At 45.0% G+C, this 19,003-nt stretch carries 17 protein-coding genes; 13 read left to right on the top strand and 4 right to left on the bottom strand.

Annotated elements, in window-relative coordinates:
• Nucleotides 1–111: 111 nt before the first annotated feature.
• From ftsY to glpG, 6 genes are all read left to right on the top strand, one after another.
• Nucleotides 112–1,377 (top strand): signal recognition particle-docking protein FtsY, encoded by a 1,266-nt coding sequence (ftsY, locus tag M9196_RS21790; protein ID WP_250619603.1) that lies wholly within the window; start codon nt 112–114, stop codon nt 1,375–1,377.
• A gap of 105 nt (nt 1,378–1,482) precedes the next feature.
• Nucleotides 1,483–2,154 carry a cell division ATP-binding protein FtsE gene (ftsE, locus tag M9196_RS21785; protein ID WP_250619602.1) on the top strand — a complete coding sequence of 224 codons (672 nt, stop codon included), beginning with the start codon at nt 1,483–1,485 and terminating at the stop codon, nt 2,152–2,154.
• Nucleotides 2,144–3,103, top strand: coding sequence for a permease-like cell division protein FtsX (ftsX, locus tag M9196_RS21780; protein ID WP_250619601.1), 960 nt, complete (start codon nt 2,144–2,146; stop codon nt 3,101–3,103). The genes ftsE and ftsX overlap by 11 nt, the downstream gene beginning before the upstream one ends.
• A gap of 264 nt (nt 3,104–3,367) precedes the next feature.
• Entirely contained in the window at nt 3,368–4,225 is an 858-nt protein-coding gene (gene rpoH, locus M9196_RS21775) for an RNA polymerase sigma factor RpoH (protein ID WP_250619600.1), read from the top strand.
• A 441-nt stretch (nt 4,226–4,666) separates the two neighbouring features.
• Nucleotides 4,667–4,993 (top strand): thiosulfate sulfurtransferase GlpE, encoded by a 327-nt coding sequence (gene glpE / locus M9196_RS21770; protein ID WP_250619599.1) that lies wholly within the window; start codon nt 4,667–4,669, stop codon nt 4,991–4,993.
• Nucleotides 4,990–5,823, top strand: a complete 834-nt coding sequence (gene glpG / locus M9196_RS21765; RefSeq protein WP_250619598.1) for a rhomboid family intramembrane serine protease GlpG — start codon at nt 4,990–4,992, stop codon at nt 5,821–5,823. The genes glpE and glpG overlap by 4 nt, the downstream gene beginning before the upstream one ends.
• 96 nt (nt 5,824–5,919) lie before the next feature.
• On the opposite strand, the gene M9196_RS21760 is transcribed toward glpG, so the two are convergent.
• Entirely contained in the window at nt 5,920–6,327 is a 408-nt protein-coding gene (locus tag M9196_RS21760; RefSeq protein ID WP_250619597.1) for a flagellar basal body-associated protein FliL, read from the bottom strand.
• Between the two features lie 159 nt (nt 6,328–6,486).
• On the opposite strand from M9196_RS21760, the gene M9196_RS21755 reads away from it, so the two are divergent.
• Together M9196_RS21755 and ubiA are read left to right on the top strand one after the other, a co-directional pair.
• Nucleotides 6,487–7,026: a chorismate lyase gene (locus M9196_RS21755; RefSeq protein ID WP_250619596.1), complete on the top strand. Its 540-nt coding sequence runs from the start codon at nt 6,487–6,489 to the stop codon at nt 7,024–7,026.
• The gene (ubiA, locus tag M9196_RS21750) at nt 7,026–7,880 is read left to right on the top strand and encodes a 4-hydroxybenzoate octaprenyltransferase (RefSeq protein WP_250619595.1); all 855 of its coding nucleotides are present in this window, start codon (nt 7,026–7,028) and stop codon (nt 7,878–7,880) included. Before M9196_RS21755 ends, ubiA begins: the two co-directional genes overlap by 1 nt.
• 142 nt (nt 7,881–8,022) lie before the next feature.
• Here the strand turns inward: ubiA and plsB are convergent, their stop codons facing one another.
• Complete coding sequence (gene plsB, locus M9196_RS21745; protein WP_250619616.1) at nt 8,023–10,488, bottom strand: glycerol-3-phosphate 1-O-acyltransferase PlsB; 2,466 nt, start codon at nt 10,486–10,488, stop codon at nt 8,023–8,025.
• Between the two features lie 283 nt (nt 10,489–10,771).
• On the opposite strand from plsB, the gene lexA reads away from it, so the two are divergent.
• The 5 genes from lexA to hemN all read left to right on the top strand — a co-directional run bounded on the left by lexA (nt 10,772) and on the right by hemN (nt 14,807).
• Complete coding sequence (gene lexA, locus M9196_RS21740) at nt 10,772–11,395, top strand: transcriptional repressor LexA (RefSeq protein ID WP_250619594.1); 624 nt, start codon at nt 10,772–10,774, stop codon at nt 11,393–11,395.
• A gap of 146 nt (nt 11,396–11,541) precedes the next feature.
• Nucleotides 11,542–12,180 (top strand): class I SAM-dependent methyltransferase, encoded by a 639-nt coding sequence (locus M9196_RS21735; RefSeq protein WP_250619593.1) that lies wholly within the window; start codon nt 11,542–11,544, stop codon nt 12,178–12,180.
• Nucleotides 12,180–12,737 carry a Der GTPase-activating protein YihI gene (gene yihI, locus M9196_RS21730; protein ID WP_250619592.1) on the top strand — a complete coding sequence of 186 codons (558 nt, stop codon included), beginning with the start codon at nt 12,180–12,182 and terminating at the stop codon, nt 12,735–12,737. Before M9196_RS21735 ends, yihI begins: the two co-directional genes overlap by 1 nt.
• Nucleotides 12,738–12,752: 15 nt before the next feature.
• Entirely contained in the window at nt 12,753–13,247 is a 495-nt protein-coding gene (locus tag M9196_RS21725) for a DUF2489 domain-containing protein (RefSeq protein WP_250619591.1), read from the top strand.
• A 168-nt stretch (nt 13,248–13,415) separates the two neighbouring features.
• Nucleotides 13,416–14,807, top strand: coding sequence for an oxygen-independent coproporphyrinogen III oxidase (gene hemN / locus M9196_RS21720; protein ID WP_250619590.1), 1,392 nt, complete (start codon nt 13,416–13,418; stop codon nt 14,805–14,807).
• Between the two features lie 53 nt (nt 14,808–14,860).
• Here hemN and M9196_RS21715 read toward each other — a convergent pair whose 3' ends face one another.
• Both M9196_RS21715 and glnG read right to left on the bottom strand, forming a co-directional pair.
• Nucleotides 14,861–17,395: a bifunctional diguanylate cyclase/phosphodiesterase gene (locus tag M9196_RS21715; protein ID WP_250619589.1), complete on the bottom strand. Its 2,535-nt coding sequence runs from the start codon at nt 17,393–17,395 to the stop codon at nt 14,861–14,863.
• A 173-nt stretch (nt 17,396–17,568) separates the two neighbouring features.
• Nucleotides 17,569–18,972 (bottom strand): nitrogen regulation protein NR(I), encoded by a 1,404-nt coding sequence (glnG, locus tag M9196_RS21710; RefSeq protein ID WP_250619588.1) that lies wholly within the window; start codon nt 18,970–18,972, stop codon nt 17,569–17,571.
• Nucleotides 18,973–19,003: the final 31 nt, after the last annotated feature.

Genomic DNA, 19,003 nt, shown 5'->3' with positions numbered 1-19,003 from the left:
GCTTTGTTATATTTATTTTAGAGAGATTTTTCGCATTTAGCGATGTGTTGACCGACTTTGGCTCAGACCCGAATTAAAACATTTGAAAGACAGCATTCAGGATAGTTTCAGATGACAGAAAAGAAAAAACGCGGATTACTTTCTTGGCTTGGTTTTGGTGACGAAGAGTCTCCCCAACAGAAACCGCAACAGCAAGATGAGCAACTAGATAACGATCAATCTCTAGAGCCGTCGCCTCAAGAAGACGTGGAAAAAGAAAAGGTTGCTGGTGATGAATCGGTAAAACAACCTGCAGAAGCAGAAGCAGAAGCAGAAGCAGAAGCAGAAGCAGAAGCAGAAGCAGAAGCAGAAGCAGAGCATGTTGACGAAAGTGTTCAGGCAACGGTTCAGGCCAGTGTGCAAGAAAGTGAAGAGGAAAACGTTCCAGAGCGTATTCATGAGCAAGAAAAGCCAACAGAAAGTTTCTTTGCTCGCCTCAAGCGCAGTTTAAGTCGCACCAAAGCGAATATTGGTGCAGGTTTCTTTGGTTTATTCAAAGATAAGCAAATCGATGATGACTTGTTTGAAGAGCTGGAAGAACAACTATTAATTGCTGATGTTGGCATGGATACTACGTCAAAGATCATCGGTAATTTAACAGAGAAGGCATCGCGTCGTGACTTAAAAGATGGCGAAGCCTTGTATGGTTTACTAAAAGAAGAGATGGCTGAAATTCTTAGCCATGTTGAAAAGCCACTGGAAATTGATACCACTAAAACACCGTATGTCATTTTGATGGTTGGTGTGAATGGTGTGGGTAAAACCACGACCATTGGTAAGTTGGCAAAACAATTCCAAGGGCAAGGTAAGAAGGTCATGCTCGCGGCGGGCGATACCTTCCGTGCCGCTGCGGTAGAGCAACTACAAGTATGGGGTGAGCGTAATAATGTTCCCGTCATCGCTCAGCATACTGGCGCAGACAGTGCGTCGGTGATTTATGATGCCATTGAAGCGGCGAAAGCGCGTGGAGTGGATGTTGTCATTGCTGATACCGCAGGACGACTGCAAAATAAAGCAAACCTAATGGAAGAGCTGCGTAAGATCGTTCGTGTTATGAAAAAGATTGACGATTCTGCGCCCCATGAAATTATGTTAACACTCGATGCGGGTACTGGACAAAATGCGATAAGCCAAGCCAAGCTATTTAGTGATGTTGCACCATTAACGGGTATTACATTGACCAAGTTAGATGGTACAGCGAAGGGTGGCGTCATTTTTGCTATCGCTGATCAGTTCCAAATCCCTATTCGTTACATTGGGGTTGGGGAAGGTATTGATGATCTTCGCCCATTTGAGACTCAAGACTTTATCGATGCCTTGTTTAGTCGAGATGAATAAGCAAATGCCTGTAAGGTGAAAGCAATCAGCGACAAAGACAACGGATAATAGGGATGCATAGCATCCCTTTTCAACACAGAATACCCAGATCAGAGGAATGATTCGGTGATCAAATTTGAGCAAGTGAGCAAGGCTTATCGAGGTGGAAGACAAGCCCTTCAAAAGGTCGACTTTCACCTGAAACGGGGTGAAATGGCATTTCTAGGTGGTCATTCTGGTGCCGGGAAAAGTACGCTACTGAAGTTGATTTGCGCATTAGAGCGCCCGACGGATGGTCGTATTTTGTTTAATGATCATGATATTAGCAGAATACCTTCGAAAGACATCCCCTTCTTGCGTCGTAATATTGGCATCGTTTTCCAAGACCATCGTTTACTCATGGATAGAACCGTGTTTGATAATGTGGCTTTACCCATGCGCATAGAAGCGATCGCTGAAAATGAAATTAAACGTCGTGTTTCTGCAGCGCTGGACAAAACAGGTTTGCTAGATAAAGCAAAATGCTTACCTAGCCAATTATCTGGTGGTGAGCAGCAGCGAGTCGGTATCGCTAGAGCAGTGGTAAACCGCCCGACGATGCTACTGGCGGATGAGCCTACCGGTAATTTAGATCCTGAATTATCAAACAAGGTCTTGCAGTTATTTGAAGAGTTTAATCGCGCGGGTGTGTCTATTTTACTGGCCACGCATGATGTTCACCTTGTGCGCTCTCGCCCCCAATATCGCTATCTAGAGCTTAACCAAGGTTTCTTAAGTGAGGTGAGTGATGGTGTTTAAACGTAAAAATAAACAGCGCCCTAAGAAGCAACGTTTAGCATCTGATGGCTTCTTTTCTGTGCACTGGAAACAAGCAAAATCTTCGCTGCAGGAGTTGTGGCAACGTCCGCTGGGCAACTTATTAACCCTTGCGGTCATTTCAATGGCACTGACAATGCCGGCTTGTTTGTATTTGCTGGGTAAAAACGTGGCCGTAGCAGCCGGCGATGTAACCAGTCACTCGCAGGTGACGGCATACATCGCAACGGGTGTGCCTGATGCGCGAGTGTTGGTTCTAAAAGATGCCATAGAAGGCTGGGAAGAGGTGAAAGAAGTTGAGTACATTACTCCTCAACAAGGCCTTGCTGAACTGAGTGAGCACTCTGGGCTCGATCAGGCGATAAGCTTACTCGATGGTTATGCATTGCCGGGTGTTTTAGTCATTGAACCCGCCAATACCAGTGTTGAAACTGACCGTAGTCTGGTATCTAAGTTACGAACACAATCGGATGTGACAGATATTCGACGAGATGAAGATTGGTTAAGCCGCTTTGATGCGATTAAAACGTTATCGTCCACACTCGTCATTACCCTGTCGGTTTTAATGCTGGCATCGGTCTTTCTTATTGTAGGCAACACGCTGCGCTTTAACGTATTGGCAAATAAAGAAGCCATTCAGACCATGAAACTGATTGGAGCAACAGACAACTATATCTTGAGGCCCTATTTGTACTCTGGTATGTGGTTCGGTTTCCTTGGTGCCGTGATTGCGTGGTTATTGACAGCACTGATTACGATTGTACTCAATCGAGCCGTAACGGATTTAGCGGTGCTTTACGATAGCGATTTTAGGTTGATTGGGCTGAATTGGGATGAAACCTTGCTAATACTCATGGTTGGTGTGTTTCTTGGTATTTGCGCAGCAAGAATTTCAGCAAAACGTCATCTAAAAGAAATTGAACCGGTTTAATGTAAGCAGGTCTTAATGAAAGTGGCATAGCGGAATTCATCGAGTCACGAGCAATCGGTGGAGTATTCAACCACATAGCAAGATGAAAGTCGCAAATATGTCAGTAATACCTATTAATGAGTGAAAATTAATCGTCTTTTGCTCTTGTTTAGTGCAACTGATTATGCATAATTACAACCCCCTTCTTGAATCTCTATTGGATTAGGTTCAGTATTACTGGGTTAAGAAGGTGTTGTATACCACTCAAAGTGAATGAGGAAGTGAATGACTAACCAAGCGTATTCAATGGCTTTAGTTACACAGGATAGCCTAGATGGCTATATCCGATCAGTGAACAGTTACCCTATGTTGACACCTGATGAGGAACGTGGGCTAGCTGAGCGATTACACTATAAAGGTGAGATTGATGCTGCGAAAGGGCTTATCCTTTCTCATCTTCGATTCGTTGTTCATGTTGCTCGTGGTTACTCTGGCTATGGCTTGCCGATGGCAGACTTAGTTCAGGAAGGCAACATTGGCCTGATGAAAGCGGTGAAGCGATTCAACCCAGAAGTCGGTGTCCGTCTTGTCTCTTTTGCTGTGCACTGGATTAAAGCTGAAATTCACGAATATGTGCTGCGAAACTGGCGCATTGTGAAAGTCGCGACCACAAAAGCGCAACGTAAGCTTTTCTTCAATTTGCGTAAATCGAAGAAACGTTTAGGTTGGTTCAATAACGGTGAAGTCGAAACGGTTGCAAAAGAACTGGGTGTAGAGCCTTCAGAGGTTCGCGAAATGGAATCTCGACTTGCGGCACAAGACCCGACGTTTGAGATGCCAACAGATGATGATGATACCGGTGTCTCTTATACCGCTCCGTCACTGTATCTTGAAGACCGCAGCTCCGATCTTGCTGACAATGTTGAAGCAGAGAATTGGGAAAATCACACCAATACCCGTTTAGGTCATGCTTTATCAACACTTGATGAACGTAGCCAACATATTGTCCGCTCTCGATGGTTAAATGACAATAAATCGACGCTACAAGATCTGGCAGACAACTATGGTGTTTCTGCGGAGCGCATTAGACAGCTTGAAAAGAATGCCATGAAAAAACTAAAGGCGGCGGTTGGCGAGTTCTAACCGAGACCAAATTCTTTATGAAGGCCGCGATCTTATGATCGCGGCCTTTTTTATTGGGATCGAAAAAGAGATCGAAAAATCGATCGCAAACGTTCTCTTCTCTTGTGGATAACTCTGTGAGGAAATTATTTGCCAGCTGTCAGAAAGCAGCGAGTAATGGTGCTTTCGAGGGCTTTATTCCTTGGGGATACCTTTTGCTTTACTCACAGAAAGATCAAGATCATCACTATATATAGTGGATCAAATGATCAAAAAACACTTTATTCACGCAATCCACAGATTTACACACAGTTGGTGGTTTATTATACGCTAGTGGATAACCTTATTGATTGTCAGTACTTTATTAGCACTGAATAGTGATAATATAGACATAGAAAAATCACGAATGAAAATCGTCATAGTTTGTGTGATGAAATGCCAAAAAGGTGAGGAATTAGCGTTATGGACCAGCTTCAACATATCGATGTACAACGTACTCAACAGTTACTTCAAGAAAATCCAGAAGCACGCTTGGTCGACATACGAGACCCTCAAACATTTGCAACCGCTCATGCACCAGGAGCCTTTCATTTGACCAATGATTCTCTTGTCGAATTTATGCGAGAGGTTGAATTTGATTCGCCTGTATTCGTGATGTGTTATCACGGTATCAGCAGTCAAGGTGCCGCTCAGTATTTGCTTAATCAAGGTTTTGATGAAGTGTATAACGTCGATGGTGGCTTTGAGGCATGGCATAGGGCTGGTTTTCCTGTTGAGAGCTTTCTATGATTCGACTGATTACGCTTCAAAGCCCTAGAATGGGGCAAGCCTTCATTGACTATATGGCGACAAGACAGATCGATATTCAAATGATGCCAGAGGGGAGTGGTCAGTTTGCCCTGTGGCTGATGAAAGATGAAGATAAACTCGAGACAGAAGCGGAGCTCAAGCAGTTTCTCGCGGATCCGGGCCATAGCAAGTATCAAGCTTCTTCTTGGGATATGGCTGAAACCCGCCGCAATCCATTCAAGTATTCCACGCCAAGTTTTCTCTCTATGCTTAAGGCAAAAGCAGGTGTCATGACGTTAGGGATTATGTTGATATGCTCGGTTATTTTTGTGCTGCAGCAGGTTGGTTTGGCTCAAACGATTTTCTCTGCGCTGCATTTTCCTGCCGAAGACGGTCAGCAATGGCAAATTTGGCGCTGGTTTACTCACGGCTTATTGCACTTCTCGGCGATGCACATCATTTTCAACTTACTATGGTGGTGGCAACTCGGCGGAGATATCGAGCAAAAACTGGGAAGCCGAAAGTTACTTGAAATCTTCTTAGTCTCCGCCGCGGTATCTGGTACGGGGCAATATTGGGTTGATGGCGCAAATTTTGGTGGTTTGTCTGGCGTGGTTTATGCGCTGGTGGGCTATCTCTGGATGATCACTTGGAAGCGACCTGATATTGGTTTGGAAATGCCTCGACCGCTTATTGGCTTTATGCTGGTTTGGTTAGTTCTGGGGTTTGTTCAGCCATTTATGGCAATCGCTAACACCGCACATCTAGCTGGATTAATCAGCGGTGTAGCGCTCGGTATGATAGATAGTAAGCGCCTGACGCGTCGTTGAGATGAGTCGTTTGTAATGAACGTAATAGTCTTGGAGACTATTACTGATTACTGATTACTGATTACTGATTACTGATTACTGATTACTGATTACTGATTACTGATAGAGATACTTAGTGAAAAGTAAATCAGCAATGACGGCTTTTCCCGTTTCAGCCAGTAGTAGATTGTTCAATTTGTCGACTAATGCGTGGCGTATTTCTTCTCGCCCAGAAAGCGATTTGATCACGTCGGCATTTTGTCGGCCAAGATGCTCGACAACCGCATCCCTAATGAGTGGCTGGTGATGCTCAATAATGACTAAGTCACTGGAATTTGCCACCATGACATCAATACGTACTTGAACGTAGCCTAAGCGATTACCTTTGGTAAAAAAGTTTGTTGTTAGCTCGGGTTCCAATGTGAAATACGCCAGTGAGGGCGCAGGCTCTTCAGCGGCAAAGCTGGACATCGAAACAGTCAAGCCTAGCATTAGGAAAAACTGGGTTAGGTAACGTTTACGCATATTTCCCTCTTGGAAATCCCATTAAGCCGATATTACAAGCGATTAACTTTGTTACAATGGCGCATACCGCCTGAGTTTATTCACCCATAGGGTGATACAATATGGCCACACAATATAATTATGATTGTACGCGCTACGCGCGTGTTATTGAATAGTAAAATGAATGATTCAGTTTCCGATTATTTAAAAATCTTAAGCCAGGCTCGCTGGCAATCTCCAGATCAATTTCAGTCCATGAGTGCCAATGTACTGCAATGGCTGACCGAACAGGGTTCATTATCACATCGGCTGAATGCCGAATGTGACCATTTGTCCGTTGAAGTGGTTAGCAATACGCAAAGTTGCGCCGATAGAATAACCGACGAAGAAATCGAGCGGTTGGCACATGAAGACTGTTGGTTACGTGAAGTCGTCCTATTAGGGGATGAGCAACCGTGGGTCATTGGTCGTACTCTCATGTCATTATCTGCCATGGGACAAGGGGACTATGACATATCCCAACAAGGGGATACGCCATTAGGGGTGACGGTGTTTTCAAATGCCGATACTAAACGAGATGCATTAGAAATCGCTCAAATTAACACGTCTGATGGGGTGTTATTTGCTCGTCGCTCTCGATTGTGGGTCGCCGGTCATCCTATTCTAGTCGCTGAACTCTTTTTGCCACATTCGCCAGTATATAAGATGGAGAACGCTTGATGACCGTAACGAAAGCCAAAGCGTACTGGCAATTGACACGAATGGATAAACCCATTGGCACCTTATTGTTACTGTGGCCAACACTATGGGCGTTGATTTTGGCTGCGGAAGGCATGCCAAGCATTCATGTGCTGGTCGTATTTTGTCTCGGCGTCGTGATGATGCGTAGTGCAGGGTGTGTCATTAATGATTTCGCTGACAGAAATGTCGATGGGTTAGTGAAGCGAACTCAGCACAGACCGTTGCCGTCAGGGCTTGTGACGTCAAAAGAAGCCATCGGTTTATTTCTTGTGTTATCGATCGCTTCATTTTTGTTGGTTCTAACCATGAACCAATTAACGATTAAGTTATCGTTAATTGGTTTAGTTTTGGCGTTTATTTATCCGTTTATGAAACGCTTTACCCATTTGCCTCAGCTCTTTTTAGGGTTAGCATTTAGTTGGGCGATCCCAATGGCGTGGGCAGCTGAAGCCAATGAACTGCCCATGATATTATGGTTTGTTTTTGCTTTGAATGCATTGTGGACGATTGCTTATGACACCTTGTATGCCATGGTGGATCGTGATGATGACCTAAATGTTGGTATCAAATCGACGGCTATCCTATTTGGCCGCAGAGATAAGCTGGCGGTAGGCGTGTTGCAAATGACGGTGTTGGCGATGCTCATGGGGTTAGGGCACTGGTATCAATTGACCGCAAGCTACTATTGGAGTTTGCTTGTTGTTGGCGCATTGTTTGTCTATCAACAATGGCTGATTCGGCATAGAGAGCGCAGTCTTTGCTTTCAAGCGTTTTTGAATAATAACTATGTAGGAATGGCGATTACGATCGGGTTGTTGGTGGCGATGTGGTAACGCAGCGGTGATGTGTCACCTAAACGTGTAAAAAAAGCGCCTAATGGAGGCGCTTTTTTTGTTTTAGCGGATTATTGTTTTAGCGGCATATTGTTTTAGTAACTTACGCATGGCCGCTAAATAGTAGGTTGGCCAGGAAGCATTACGATGCTGCTGAGCCATTATCAAGAGATTCAAGAGCCGACTCATCCGACTGGTGGACGCTTTCTTTAATCGTAAGCTTTACTTCAGCGTACAAAAAAGTGTAAAGCAAGCTGGCTAATGCATCGGTTTCAACGGAATTGCAGTTACCTTCCGCATCAATGTATTGCTGCTCTTTTAGGGTACTGAATAGCGAGGCAAACACACCTTTATCGAAAAACTCGGGAGCATTGATGCCGTGCAAGCGACCTAAACGCTGAGCGATATCCTGGGTTTTCTGCTCTAACTCTTGCTTGTCGAGTTCTGGGTATGTTGCGAGTAAATTGAGCGCGATGGCGTAGCGCTGAAGAGTTTCTGAAATAGTACGCCCCAATAGCATCAACATTTGGCTATTGGACGGATTCATAGACACCACACCGTCTTCAATAAACAACAGCTTTTGACGAGCTAGCTCATCGACAATACGATCGGTTAATTCCGCTAACTCAGTAGGCTCAACACTCAAAAATAGCTCTTTTTGCAAGAACGGGTAGAGCTTCGCCACATTGCACTTAATCGTCTCAAGTGACATGGAGTGCTCACTTACTAACATCTGCGCGACTAATGATGGCAAGGCGAATAAGTGGATAATATTGTTGCGATAGTAGGTCATCAGAATCGATTGGTGTCGATCGAGCGAAATAATGTCACCCAGCGTATCGGACTCTACGACAAACTTATCTAACGACTCAGCATGGGCAACTAAATCCTCAGCAGAACCTGTTGGTACGGTAGACGTCTCAGAGTAGGGAATGTTCTTAAGCAGTGCTAAGTAACAATCGATCTGGTTAACCAAGCTGTCGCGAGACAAGGCGCGCTGGCGTGAAGCAAGCAACGCGGTGGCGCATAATGTTAATGCATTGGTTGCAGCAGCATCGTTAATGTGTGTCATCATTTTGGTCGCGAGACTATTCACAACAGGGTTTAGCCATTGCGGTTTGTTCACGCCCATTGGGTCAATGTCTTGCGACCAATTAGGCGCATGATCATTGAGGTATTGATTGAGTGGAATCGGTTCGCCAAAGTTGACATAGCCTTGACCGAAGTTACGCAACTTACGGATGGTTTTGAGGATTTGTCCGGCGTTTTCTTTCTCTTTGCGCTTACCTCTAAGCTCTTTAGCATAGGTGCTGACTTCCATGACGTGTTCATAGCCGATATAAACGGGAACCAGGGTCACAGGGCGATTGAGGCCTCTTAACATCGCTTGAATGGTCATGGCGAGCATTCCCGTTTTCGCTTGCAGCAATCGACCGGTGCGTGAGCGACCGCCTTCACTGAAAAACTCCACGGAGTAGCCTTTGGCAAACAACTCAGCAAGATACTCTCTAAAAATGGTTGAGTACAGTTTGTTGCCTTTAAAGCTACGTCGAATGAAGAAACCACCACCACGTCTAAAAATAGGCCCAGCTGGGAAGAAGTTTAAATTCACACCCGCGGCAATGTGCGGAGGGACCATGCCTTCACGGTACAAAATGTAAGACAGCAATAAATAGTCCATGTGGCTGCGATGGCAGGGAACATAGACAATTTCATGCCCGTCTTGTGCCAAACGTCTAACTTTAGCAGCATTGTTGACGTTAATGCCTTGGTATAACTTGCTCCAAAGCCATGTCATCACTACATCGCCAATTCTGACCAATCGATACGAAAAGTCAGCGGCAATTTCGTCCATGATTTGCTGCGCTTCTTTGCGAACCTTTTCAACAGGAATATCATTACTCTGCGCATGATCTTGAATTGCTTTTTCAATAGCCTGTGAATTCAATAGGCGTTGAAAAAGTACCTGTCTGTTCGGTAAGTTAGGCCCTGATGCCGCCAATTTTTGTCGAGAAAAGTGAATTCTCGCGACGCGAGCGAGTTTATGAGCGATCGACTCATCCGTACCGTGTGCATCCGCCATATAGCGCAAAGAAACCACGGGACTAAATCTCACCATGCAATCTCGCCCAGACATAAATAATGCTTTGGCTTTTTGTGGGCCGTTCATTGCCTGTAGGTAGGGCTTAGTGTCGGACTCTTTGCCCGGTTTTCGACCCCAGAGTACTGTGGTCGGAATAATCTGCACATCAAGCTGAACGTCTTTTTCATGCTCTTTCAATAGGTCAGAAAATAACGCAATAGAGTCACTCGGCACGTCATCGTCACGAGTGAATAAAGTTGGTCTTGAGGCAATAAATACAAAACGATTTCGTTCTTCACCATTGAGCACAATGGGCTCGAGCGGATCGGGTAACCCTAATGCGACCGCCTGCTTTTGCAGAGTGAGAAGATCGACGTTTGAATTAAACGGCAACGCATAGACCACTGGCTTAGTGATATCAATGTGAAGATCTTCGATAGGGTTAGATGGAATCGCCGTCCCTTTTACCAATACTGACATTGGTAACTTTAGAAAAGAACGGAAAAGTGAGTGTCCTGAAGACATAGGGTTCACAGCCTCAATTTGTTCGGAAAAAACGATGCCGAGGTGGAGCGTCGCAACCGCGCGCGTGCATACCTTAATCCTAGACATCAATTTTGGAGCCGTGCAAGGATAACAGAAACTGGTCTTACCTTTTAATGAAAATAAAGCCAAACGTCGAATCGTTATTCTTGTCGGGGTTGCTGAGGAATTCAGCGGCTATTTGCTAAAAAACAACCGATTGTCTTTGCAATTACCAACGTACTGGATATACTCACAGTTAACTGTATAAACAGACAGGTGATGCATGAAGCCGCTAACAGCACGACAACAGCAAGTATTTGATCTAATAAGAAAGAAAATAGACGATGTAGGTATGCCGCCCACTCGTGCCGAAATCGCGAAAGAGCTGGGTTTTCGTTCAGCAAATGCGGCAGAAGAGCACCTGAAAGCCTTAGCGCGTAAAAAAGCTATCGAAATTATTCCTGGCGCATCTCGCGGCATTCGTATTCTTCTCGAACAGCCTGCAGCTAATGAAGATGAAGGGCTACCTTTGATTGGCCAAGTCGCAGCGGGTGAGCCTATTTTGGCGCAAGAGCACGTTGAAGCCCATTATCAAGTTGACCCAAGCATGTTTAAGCCAGCCGCTGATTTTTTATTGCGAGTTAATGGCGAAAGTATGAAAGACATCGGCATTATGGACGGTGATTTGTTAGCCGTACATAAAACGCAGGATGTACGAGATGGACAAGTTGTCGTTGCGCGTGTTGATGATGACGTGACGGTAAAACGTTTAGAGCGCAAAGGCTCAACAGTATTACTGCACGCTGAGAATGAATCCTTCTCACCAATTGAAGTGGATTTAACCGCTCAGCACCTTGCTATTGAAGGTATCGCTGTGGGTATCATTCGTAATACCGATTGGATGTAATCGAAGTAATTCGGGGACTGAGTCCCCTTTTACTCGTGTCTTAGGGCTTTTTTCAACAAAATTGTAGAAAAAACACTCGATCACTCTCCCCTCTACGCTCACTTTCTGGTATGTTTCGCACCCTTGAATCGTTCAGGAGATAATGAGTGCAAACTTGCCCACTTTGTGCTGCTGAAAATGCATCACATTATCACAGCGATAAAAAACGAGATTACTTGCAGTGTCCTCGTTGTCAGTTGGTCTTTGTACCTGCTGAGCAGCGACTTGATGCTCGAGCGGAAAAAGCCGTTTATGATCTGCATAATAATGATCCGAGCGATGCAGGTTATCGACGTTTTCTGTCTCGCTTAGAGTCACCGTTATCAGAACGATTACCACAAGGCTCAATGGGTTTAGATTTCGGTTGTGGACCGGGTCCAACACTTTCTGTGATGTTTGAAGAGAAAGGGTTCCCCATGTCACTGTATGACCTGTATTACTATCCAGAGTCAAAAGCGCTAGAATCAAAGTATGACTTTGTCACAGCGACCGAAGTAATTGAGCATTTGTATCAGCCAAACGAGGTTTGGCAACAATGGTTAGCGCTCATTAAGCCAGGAGGATACCTGGGGTTAATGACAAAGATGGTTATCGATGTAGATGCGTTTTCAACGTGGCACTACAAAAGTGATCAGACACATGTCGTATTTTTTAGTCGCGCCACTTTCTTGTTTTTAGCCAAGAGAGACGGACTGGAAATCGAATTTATTGGTAATGATGTAATTTTATTGAGGAAACTTACGTAATGAGTCGTAAGAAGAAATCGAGAACGCCGGGTATGGCACCTGAGCCAGTTGCTGTGACGCGTAATCGCTCACAGGCAGATGTTGATGGTCGTGAACAAAAGCGTTTAAAAAAACGTAAAGGTCTTAAAGCAGGCAGTCGTCATTCAGATGGCACAACAAGTAATCATTCAGGCTCCGGCATCAAGCGTGATCCACGCTTAGGAAGCAAAAAGAAGATTCCTTTGATTGTCGCGGATGTGAAAAAACCATCGAAGCAGGAACGAAAAGTGTCTGCTGAGAAAGAGTTAGAGCTACTTGAGAATGATGCACAGCTGAACGTGCTGTTGGATCGCATTGAGAGCGGTGAGACCTTGGGTGCTGGGCTACAAAAATACGTCGATGAGAAATTAGACCGTATGGAAGCCTTGATGAATCAATTGGGTCTTGTTCTCCCTGATGAAGACGATGACGAAGACGCGCCAGTAGATGCACCTGTAGCGAAGAAAAAAGTGCCGGCAAGTGATGATGAATTATTGTCACAGTTCGAAGGCATCAATATGGATCAGTTCAAGGATTAAGGAAGGGAAGCGTAGATGAATACCGTTACTGTGTTAGCAATTGTTGGTGTGCTTATTGTCACTGGTTTAGCTGGCTATGCGGGCTATTTGCTACTGCAACTCAAAAAGCAAAAGGAGTTGCTAAAGCAACACCAAGAACTGGCCATTAAAAAGCGTAATGCGAATATTTTTGAGAGTGTCGAGACAATTTGTCTTGCGACCATTCAAGGTCAATGCGAACTTTCGGAAGCGGCGATTAGGCTTTATAACATCATGGATTACGTGCAGGGTGACAAGCGAGTGGATTTTGACGCGCTATACCCTGCAACGTCAGAGCTATTTCATATCGTGAAGGCTATGCCACGCGGCGAAGCAAGACAGACTATGAAAAAGCAAGATCGCATGCGCGACAACCTTGCTCGACAAAAAGCTGAAGCTCGGCTCAATGATGTAATCATTGAGGAGTTAAAAGCACTGCATAGCAGTGTTCGTCCCCTTAATGATCAAATCAACATTAAGCTTGTCAGTTAAAGGTCGATGGTATTATTGGCGAACAAGTGATCGCGCTAGCATTTTTGCGTACTGCTTGTGTAAAAGTCTCTGTCCGAGCGTTATCCGTCACAATCCTATGGCAAAATAGCGCTCATCTGACTCCTCAAAGAGGAGCTTAAAGCAACACTGTTTATTGGAAGTATTACCATGTCTCAAAGTCACTCAGAAACGAAGCAGCAGATTGTATGGGATCAAGCGATTCTCGATAAATACAATTATTCTGGGCCACGCTATACCTCATACCCTACCGCGGTAGAGTTTCACGAAGCGTATACTATTTCTGACTACGACATGGCATGTACCCAGTACCCAGAGCGCCCGCTCTCTTTGTATGTACACATCCCATTTTGCCATAAACTCTGTTACTACTGTGGTTGTAACAAAGTGATCACTCGCCACGCGCATAAAGCGGACGAATATTTGGATGTGATCGAACATGAAATTCGTCAGCGTGCCACCCTATTGCAAGGTCGCAAAGTGACACAGTTGCATTTCGGTGGTGGCACTCCTACGTTTTTAACCAAAAGCCAAATTAGTCGATTAATGACGATTCTGCGCAGCGAGTTTGTATTTGATGACGGCGCAGAAATCAGCATTGAAGTCGACCCTCGTGAAATCGAGCTAGACATGTTGGATCACCTTCGCCAAGAAGGGTTTAACCGACTCAGTATTGGTGTTCAAGATTTCAATAAAGAAGTGCAGGTCCTTGTTAACCGTGAGCAAGATGAAGCATTCATCTTTGCCATGGTTAAGCGAGCAAAAGAGCTGGGTTTCCGTTCAACCAATCTAGATTTAATCTATGGCTTACCTAAGCAAACGAAGACTTCGTTTGCTGACACACTCGAGCAAGTGCTGTCACTTCGTCCTGGACGCTTATCGGTCTTTAATTATGCGCATATGCCAAATTTATTTGCCGCGCAGCGAAAAATCAAAGATGAAGACTTACCTATTGCCGAAGAAAAAATGGCGATCTTACAAGATACGATTGGTACCTTAACCGATGCTGGTTATCAGTTTATCGGTATGGACCACTTTGCGTTGCCAGAAGATGAACTAGCAGTTGCACAGCGTAATGGTGAATTGCACCGCAATTTCCAAGGCTATACCACACAAGGAGAATGCGACCTTGTCGGTTTCGGTGTGTCGGCTATCTCGATGATAGGCAACAGTTACGCTCAGAATCAGAAAGATCTGAAGACGTACTATGCGCAAGTCAATGAATTACGCCATGCACTCTGGAAAGGGGTCGTGTTGGATAATGATGACTTAGTTCGCCGTGAAGTTATTAAGCAACTGATTTGTAACTTTAAGCTGGATGTGACGTCGATTGAGCAAGGCTTCGGGGTTAAATTTAGCCAGTATTTTGCTGAAGATATGCAATTGCTCCAGACCTTCATTGACGATGAGCTGGTTACGGTTAGTGACTCGGCGATAGAAGTGACGTTGCGAGGTCGCTTGTTGATTCGTAATATTTGTATGTGCTTCGATAAGTACTTACGTCAACGTGCTCGCCAGCAACAGTTTTCACGTGTGATTTAATTCCCCCACTTATTTAGCGACCTTGTGTGACACTGCACGCAAGGTCGGCTTGTCTATGCGCTAGCTTTTAATAACGGCCACTCTTCAATCGGTTTTGGGGTACTAAACAGATACCCTTGAGCATAATGACAACCTAATTGCTTAGCCAAGTCGGCTTGTAGCTGAGTTTCAACGCCTTCGGCAACAATACTGAATCCAAAACTTCTTGATAGCTTCGTGATGGCCGAAACCACACTCTCTTGCGCATTTTCTTTAGTCAGTTGGTCGATAAAGGCTTTGTCTATCTTAAGACTATCAAAGGGTAACTTGTGTAAGTAGGCAAGTGACGAATAGCCGGTACCAAAGTCGTCAATTGCTATGCTGATATCGAGCGCTTTTAACCGTCTCATATTCTCGATAATAATGGGGTCATTGTCCGCAATTCTCGACTCCGTTAATTCAACCACCACTTGTCTTGCCGGAAGGGTCGACTGTGCCAGTGCCGCTTGGAGAAAGTCCACATAGTGGTTTGAACGCAGTTCGCAAACCGAAACATTCAAATGCAGTTGAAAGTCAGTCGCGAGTTGTTGCGTGTCTATAGCCCGTGAGATCGCTTGTATGCTTTGGGTTACCATTTGTTGACCAATGGCTGTAATAAGCCCCGAAGATTCAGCGAGCGGAATAAAGTCTAGGGGGGAAATTGGGTTGCCATATTCATCTTTGAGCCTGAGCAATGCTTCTGCCCCGATCGTTTGTTTGGTTTTTAAGTCGATAATCGGTTGAAAGTAGACGTTAAATGTTTGGTGCTCAACCGCGTGGTATAACGTGGTTAGCAGACGAGTTTTCTTTTTGGAGCTCTCGGCCATGTCTGGTGTATAAACGCAGAATTGATTGGTCCCTTCTTTTGCTTGGCTTAGAGCGATACTCGCATTACGTAAGTTTAAATCAGTATTATGATTGCAGTCCGTAAGTGTCGCGCCAACAGAGATATGCAGTGATAGAGACTCACCGGAAAGAATAAACGGCGCAGTAAAGATCTGCCTGATTCGGTAAAGGTAATCGAGCAGCTCGCGTTCATTGAGGTAGGGGAGATAAATGGCAAATTCATTACCAACGGTGCGAGCGAGTACGCCATTTTCTACCACAACCCATGTTTTCAGTCTTTCAGCGACGACAGTGAGTAAGACATCGGCTTCACGGTGCCCCAAGCTATCGTTGATGTCTCTAAACTGGTTAATATTGATAAGCAACATAGCGCCAGAGCGTTCATTAAGCAGTTTGTCACATACCTCTATAAACCCAGAACGGCTATACAGTTTCGTTAATGGGTCTCGAGTCACTTGTTCTCGCAATGCTCGAAACGAGCGTTCTAAATGCGTTCTCATCGAGGAGAAGTTTTTGATGAGTTGGTCTACCTCTCTGATCCGTGTGTACTCAGGGAGTGGGTAGTCCCAGCGACCATTCGCAATTTGTTGCGAGGCGCGCGCGGTCTCAGTAATTGGTATCGTGAGTTGGTTTAGAGTAAAGATGCCAATGATGAGGCCAAGTGCGCCCAGTAAAAGACCAACGACTAAGGTTTTTTTACTTAACAGTGGGATGTTACCCATTAAATCGGATGCGGAGATCGTCACAATCACATACCAGCTCAGATTTGTCTCGGTTTGATAATGGCTGACCATGACAAACTGGGTGCTGTTATCGTGCTCAAAAGACAGTAATGTTGGTGTGTCAACGTCAGTCTTGAGCGGGGTGTTGCTCAAGTACTGTAACGCAGGGTGACGACTTTTGTCTGCAGATATTCGATGACCTTCATTGTCTAGTATGGTTTGATTTTGAGAGTGAGCAATGAGGTCTCGGTTAGTGTCGATGACAAATACGTTAGCTTTGTGGGTGCGTTTAATACTCTCTAAAAAGTGATTAAAGGTATTGATTTGGATATCCACCGCCGCGACACCAACAAACTCGCGCAACCCCTCATGGTCGTAGTAGACCGGAGATAGCGCGGAGATAGTAATATCCTGATGTTCATCAGCGTTGGTGTAGACTTGTGACCATTGTACGGCAAGAGTTTGTTTTATAGGAACGTACCATGGACGCGTTCTTGGGTCATAAGGGCTGATGATGTCTTGAGTCGCCTGTTTGCGCGATGGACCGGCGTAGACATTGAGTTTGTGTTGTGTCTCGGCGTCTTTGGTCATAAGGGTAAAGCGCTCACCTTCATGATGTTGTTTAGAGGCTCTAATTCCAACAAACTCTCCTTGCTCTCCGCCAAAGCCTATCAGGTCAACCTGTGGCGCATTTTGGTATAATAATTGGAATGTTGACAATAGGTAGCTTTCGAGGGCTGTTGTATCGTTAGGATTATATAGACCATGATATTCAATGGCATGAGCGATAGTGCGTACCGCATTCATTGGGCGGTCTAAATAGATATCTAAGCTGCTGACAACGTTATTCGTTAAGCTGGACAGTTGTTTGTGACTGACTTCATTGGCAATATCGTCATAACGCTCACTTTGCAACCACAAGATAGCGCTAACGGATCCTAAAAAAGCCACAATAAAGGGCAATATGAAAGCGTGTTTTAGAGACATGTGAGTAAAAGCCATAAACAATATATCATTCTATATAATCATAAGATTACCCTATTAAAATGTAGTAATAGGGTGTCTTGTACTGGGAAGGTATAGATAGGTATATCGGCACGTCTGTGCGGATATTTAGGCGATTTTAAACAAATCACCTAAATATCGCTCGAAGCATAGATTATATCGGGGACAGGCTAATACAGCTCTTTGAGTTTTCGAGTCAGTGTATTCCTACCCCAGCCCAAAACTTTGGCGGCATCTTGTTTATGACCATTGGTATGGTTAAGCGCGGCTTCAAGTAAAATTCGTTCAAACTGTGGCAGTGATTTATTAAGAATTTCAGATTCTCCGGACTCGAGTGCGCCTTTTGCCCAGTTTGACAACAGTTGCTGCCAATCACCATGTTCTGTCGAGGCTAATTTTCTCGGTTCATCAAGCAGTTCAGGAGGGAGGTCGCTTGGCAAAATTTCACTGCCGCTTGCCATTACCGTCAACCAACGACAGGTATTCTCTAGTTGTCTGACATTCCCCGGCCATTCAAGCTTGTTTAGGATTTCGACCGTGTCTGAGCTCAAAGACTTACATTCGACAGCTAATTCTTCAGCGGCGAGTGACAAAAAGTGGTAGGTGAGCTTTTCTATGTCTTGTTTACGTTCACGCAATGCGGGAATGTGTATTCTGATGACGTTAAGGCGGTGATATAAATCTTCACGAAATTCGCCATTAGTGACAAGTTTTTCGAGATGCTGGTGGGTGGCGGCGACAATACGAACGTCGACCTTTACCGCTGAGTGGCCACCGACTCGATAGAATTGCCCATCGGCGAGGACACGCAGTAAGCGAGTTTGAATATCAAGCGGCATATCACCGATTTCATCTAGAAACAGGGTGCCACCATTGGCTTGTTCAAAGCGGCCTTGGCGCACACTGTTTGCCCCCGTAAACGCACCTTTCTCATGGCCGAATAATTCGGACTCAATGAGATCTTTGGGGATCGCAGCCATGTTGAGAGCGATGAAAGGTTTGCTTGCACGTGGACTGTGGCGATGTAGGGCGTGTGCAACCAGTTCCTTACCCGTCCCCGATTCCCCATTGATAAGCACAGAGATGGAGGAGCGTGAAAGGCGACCAATGGCACGAAACACCTCTTGCATCGCCGGTGCTTCGCCAATAATTTCAGGGGCTTCAGTTGTCACAACTTCGTCAGCGGTTAGCGAGCTTTTCTGTTCTTGACTGTGGGCGATAGCTCGCTCGACAAGCGTCAGTGTTTCGTCAATATCAAAGGGCTTTGGTAAGTACTCGAATGCGCCTTTTTGGTAAGCATTGACGGCTGCATCTAAGTCAGAGTGCGCGGTCATAATAATAACCGGCAGTTCAGGCGCTCTTTTTTGGACCTGATTTAACAACTCGATGCCATCCATCCCCGGCATGCGAATGTCTGATACCAATACGTCAGGTACTTCTCTTTCCAGCGCCATCAACACACTTTCTGCGTCTGCGAAGGTTTCGCACTTAATATTTGCTGACGATAGGGTTTTATCGATCACCCATCGTATCGAGCTGTCGTCATCAACGACCCAAACATATCCTTTACTCATAGCCAAACGTCCTTACAGCAAGCCTAATTAT

The sequence above is a fragment of the Vibrio methylphosphonaticus genome (genome assembly GCF_023634655.1).
Lineage (GTDB): Bacteria > Pseudomonadota > Gammaproteobacteria > Enterobacterales > Vibrionaceae > Vibrio > Vibrio methylphosphonaticus.
This window is presented reverse-complemented; position numbering and strand designations above follow the sequence as displayed.

Coding starts and splice junctions, on each gene's coding strand:
- plsB (WP_250619616.1), bottom strand. CDS start 10,488: ATGTCTTCAGGACACTCACTTTTCCGTTCTTTTCTAAAGTTACCAATG.
- lexA (WP_250619594.1), top strand. CDS start 10,772: ATGAAGCCGCTAACAGCACGACAACAGCAAGTATTTGATCTAATAAGA.
- M9196_RS21715 (WP_250619589.1), bottom strand. CDS start 17,395: ATGGCTTTTACTCACATGTCTCTAAAACACGCTTTCATATTGCCCTTT.
- glnG (WP_250619588.1), bottom strand. CDS start 18,972: ATGAGTAAAGGATATGTTTGGGTCGTTGATGACGACAGCTCGATACGA.
- hemN (WP_250619590.1), top strand. CDS start 13,416: ATGTCTCAAAGTCACTCAGAAACGAAGCAGCAGATTGTATGGGATCAA.
- yihI (WP_250619592.1), top strand. CDS start 12,180: ATGAGTCGTAAGAAGAAATCGAGAACGCCGGGTATGGCACCTGAGCCA.
- M9196_RS21760 (WP_250619597.1), bottom strand. CDS start 6,327: ATGCGTAAACGTTACCTAACCCAGTTTTTCCTAATGCTAGGCTTGACT.
- glpG (WP_250619598.1), top strand. CDS start 4,990: ATGATTCGACTGATTACGCTTCAAAGCCCTAGAATGGGGCAAGCCTTC.
- M9196_RS21755 (WP_250619596.1), top strand. CDS start 6,487: ATGAATGATTCAGTTTCCGATTATTTAAAAATCTTAAGCCAGGCTCGC.
- M9196_RS21725 (WP_250619591.1), top strand. CDS start 12,753: ATGAATACCGTTACTGTGTTAGCAATTGTTGGTGTGCTTATTGTCACT.
- ftsX (WP_250619601.1), top strand. CDS start 2,144: ATGGTGTTTAAACGTAAAAATAAACAGCGCCCTAAGAAGCAACGTTTA.
- ubiA (WP_250619595.1), top strand. CDS start 7,026: ATGACCGTAACGAAAGCCAAAGCGTACTGGCAATTGACACGAATGGAT.
- ftsY (WP_250619603.1), top strand. CDS start 112: ATGACAGAAAAGAAAAAACGCGGATTACTTTCTTGGCTTGGTTTTGGT.
- rpoH (WP_250619600.1), top strand. CDS start 3,368: ATGACTAACCAAGCGTATTCAATGGCTTTAGTTACACAGGATAGCCTA.
- glpE (WP_250619599.1), top strand. CDS start 4,667: ATGGACCAGCTTCAACATATCGATGTACAACGTACTCAACAGTTACTT.